Raw genomic sequence first — 2,918 nt, 5'->3', positions numbered from 1 at the left:
CGCAATGACCACCGTGAACGTGCCGACGAGACCCGTCGAACTGGTGATATTCGACTGCGACGGGGTGCTGGTCGACATCGAGCCGATCGCCGTGCGGGTGCAGGTCGAGGTCGGTGCGGAGCTCGGCCGGCCGTTGGGGGCGGACGAGGTGGTGGAGCGGTTCATCGGCCGCACCCCCGCCGCGATCCGGCAGCAGGTCGGCGAGCGCCTCGGGGCCGCCGCCGCGGCCGAGTGGGAGCGGCGCTTCGAGCGGCGCCACCGCGAGCTGGTGGACGCCGAACCGGCGCCCGTGGACGGCATCGTGGCCGCGCTGGACGCCCTGGAGGCGCTCGGCCTGCCGCACTGCGTCGCCTCCAGCGGCAGCCAGGCCAAGATGCGGCACACCCTGGGCCGCACCGGGCTGTACGAGCGGCTGGCCGGACGGATCTTCAGCGCCGAGGAGGTCGCCCGCGGCAAGCCCTTCCCGGACGTCTTCCTGCACGCCGCCGCCGGGACGGGGCACGCCCCCGGGGCCTGCGCCGTCGTCGAGGACAGCCCCGCCGGGATGCGCGCCGCCCGCGCCGCCGGCATGCGCCGCCTCGGCTGCACCACCGGCCCGGCCGCCCGGGCGCTCACCGGCGGGGAGTTCGGGCACCGCCACTTCGGGAAGGACGGGTACCAGGAAGGAGGCGGGGACGGCGCGCCGGACACCGTGCTGTTCTCCGACATGCGGCACCTGCCCGCGCTGCTGCGCACGCTCACCGCGGGCTGACCGGACGGCGATCCCGCGCCCCGTCCCCACCGTGAGGAAGGACCCCCGCCATGGCCAAGCCCCAGTTGCCCGCCGGGTACACCGCCCGGCCGCTCGACCCGGCCGCCGACCTGCCCGCCCTGCTGGACCTGCTGAACGCCTGCGAGCGGGACCTGCACGGCGGCGCGGCCGTGGAGGCGGACGCCGGGGAACTCGCCGCGGTGCTGGCCCGCCCCGGCTTCGACCCGGCCGCCGACACCGTGCTGGTGCACGGCCCGGACGGGAGCCCGGTCGCCTGGGCGTGGAGCGACCGGCGCTGCGAGTGCCGCGTCCACCCCGCGCACCGGGGTCGCCGGATCGGCACCGCCCTGCTCGGGTGGATCGAGGGCCGGGCCGTCGAACAGGGCGTCGGCAAACTGGTCCAGGTGGTCGCCGACCTGGACGCGACCGGCCTGGCGATGCTGCGCACCTACGGGTACCGGCCCAAGGGCGCCAGCTGGCTGCTGGAGATCGCCCTCGACGGCCTGCCGGCGGCGGACGGACTGCCGCCCGCCCCCGAGGGGGTGACGATCCGTCCGTTCCGGGCCAGCGACGCCCGGGACGAGCACGAGGCGCACCGGGTGGTCGAGGACGCCTTCGCGGACTGGAAGGCGCGCCGGATGGACTTCGCCGAATGGGCCGAGCACGCCGTCCGCCGCGAGAGCTTCGCCCCCGAGCGCTCGCCGCTCGCCGTCTCGGACGCCGACGGCCGGGTGGTCGGCGTCGCCCTCTCCCTCGACCAGCCCGGCAGCGCGGACGGCTACGTGGACAGCCTGGCCGTCGACCGCGCCCACCGCCACCGGGGCATCGCCCGCCACCTGCTCCAGCACGCCTTCCGGGCCTGCCGGGACGCCGGGCTGAGCCACTGCACGCTGTGGACGCACTCCGGGACGGGCGCGCTCGACCTGTACCTCAAGGTCGGCATGACGGTCCGGTACACCAGCGTGGTGCTGGAGAAGAGCCTCCCGGTCTGACGGGGGCCGGTCGCCGCCGGGTGCTCAGCCGAGCAGGTCGAGCAGGCGCAGCGCCTGGCGCTCCCCGGTGCCGGGCGGGTTGCGGGCCGCCGTCGCCGCGTCCGCGGTGAGGAACACCAGCCACAGCAGGGCGAACAGGCGGCGGCACTCCAGCAGCCGCAGCTCCTCGGCGGGGGAGAGCCCGTACCGGGCCAGGAACGCCCCGGCGTCCAGCCCGGCGCCCGGCCGGGTCTCCGCCCAGGCGGAGACGTGCTCGACCATCTCGGCCAGCTCGTACGGGCGGTCGGAGCGGCCGGAGTCCTCGAAGTCGACCAGGCGGACGTCCGCGCCGTCCCACAGGAAGTTGGCGAGGTTCCCGTCGGCCTGCCCCAGCACGGGCGCCGAGGACGACTCGCCCGCGCACAGCCCGTCCTGCGCGCCGTCCAGCCAGCGCAGCCCCGCCGCCAGCGCCCGCCGCGCCGCCGGGCCGCGCACCGCGTCCGCCCGGCTCCAGACCGCCGCCGCGGACTCCCGGACGTCCCAGCGCCGCCGGGGCAGCCGGGCCGCCTCGTCGCCCGGGACGGCGTCGTGCAGCCGCCGCACCGCGCGGGCCAGCGCGTCCAGTCGGGCCTCGGTCAGCTCGGCGCCGCGCAGCACGGTGCCCGGCAGCCGGGACATGGTGACGGCGCCGTCCGCGCGGGCCAGCGGGCGCGGGGCCAGCCCCGGCGCGTGCCGGTCGAGCAGGGTCAGCGCCCGCCACTCCCGCTCCGCTTCGCCGTCGGCGTCCGGGCGGAAGCGCTTGTGCACCGAGTCGGGCCGCAGTTCGATGCCGTGGGTGGTCCACTGCTGCGTCATGGCGGGGCGTCAACTCCTCGTGGCGGGACGTGGCGTGGCGGGACGGGGGTCAGGGCTTCGCGTCGAGGGCGGCGAGCAGCTCCGGGCCGGACCAGGCGGGTGGCGCGGCCGCGCCCTCGGCCGCGCGGACCAGTTCGAGCAGGCGCCGGTTGACCGGGGCGGGCAGCCTGTGCCGCTCGGCCAGCGCGACCACCTCGCCCTGCAACTCGCCGACCTCGGTGGGGCGTCCGCGCTGCAGGTCCTCCCACATCGAGGAGCGGGCCCGGGCGTCCACCCGCAGGCTCGCCGCCGCGACCCGGCGGAAGGCCGCGTCGGGCAGGCCCAGCACGGAGGGCATCCAC

4 protein-coding genes are annotated in these 2,918 nt (G+C 77.5%); 2 read left to right on the top strand and 2 right to left on the bottom strand.

Features of this window, described 5'->3' with window-relative positions:
• Positions 1 to 4 precede the first annotated feature (4 nt).
• Both ACFUEL_RS37840 and ACFUEL_RS37835 read left to right on the top strand, forming a co-directional pair.
• Positions 5 to 751 carry an HAD family hydrolase gene (locus ACFUEL_RS37840; protein WP_380242474.1) on the top strand — a complete coding sequence of 249 codons (747 nt, stop codon included), beginning with the start codon at positions 5 to 7 and terminating at the stop codon, positions 749 to 751.
• 50 nt (positions 752 to 801) lie between these two features.
• Positions 802 to 1,743 carry a GNAT family N-acetyltransferase gene (locus tag ACFUEL_RS37835; RefSeq protein WP_380242472.1) on the top strand — a complete coding sequence of 314 codons (942 nt, stop codon included), beginning with the start codon at positions 802 to 804 and terminating at the stop codon, positions 1,741 to 1,743.
• A gap of 24 nt (positions 1,744 to 1,767) precedes the next feature.
• Here ACFUEL_RS37835 and ACFUEL_RS37830 read toward each other — a convergent pair whose 3' ends face one another.
• Together ACFUEL_RS37830 and ACFUEL_RS37825 are read right to left on the bottom strand one after the other, a co-directional pair.
• Positions 1,768 to 2,577 (bottom strand): phosphotransferase, encoded by an 810-nt coding sequence (locus ACFUEL_RS37830; protein WP_380242470.1) that lies wholly within the window; start codon positions 2,575 to 2,577, stop codon positions 1,768 to 1,770.
• 49 nt (positions 2,578 to 2,626) lie between these two features.
• The coding region (locus tag ACFUEL_RS37825) for a ketopantoate reductase C-terminal domain-containing protein (RefSeq protein ID WP_380242469.1) at positions 2,627 to 2,918 on the bottom strand (292 nt) is incomplete at its 5' end.

Origin of the sequence: Kitasatospora sp. NPDC057198 (genome assembly GCF_042670125.1) — a bacterium.
Lineage (GTDB): Bacteria > Actinomycetota > Actinomycetes > Streptomycetales > Streptomycetaceae > Kitasatospora.
This window is presented reverse-complemented; position numbering and strand designations above follow the sequence as displayed.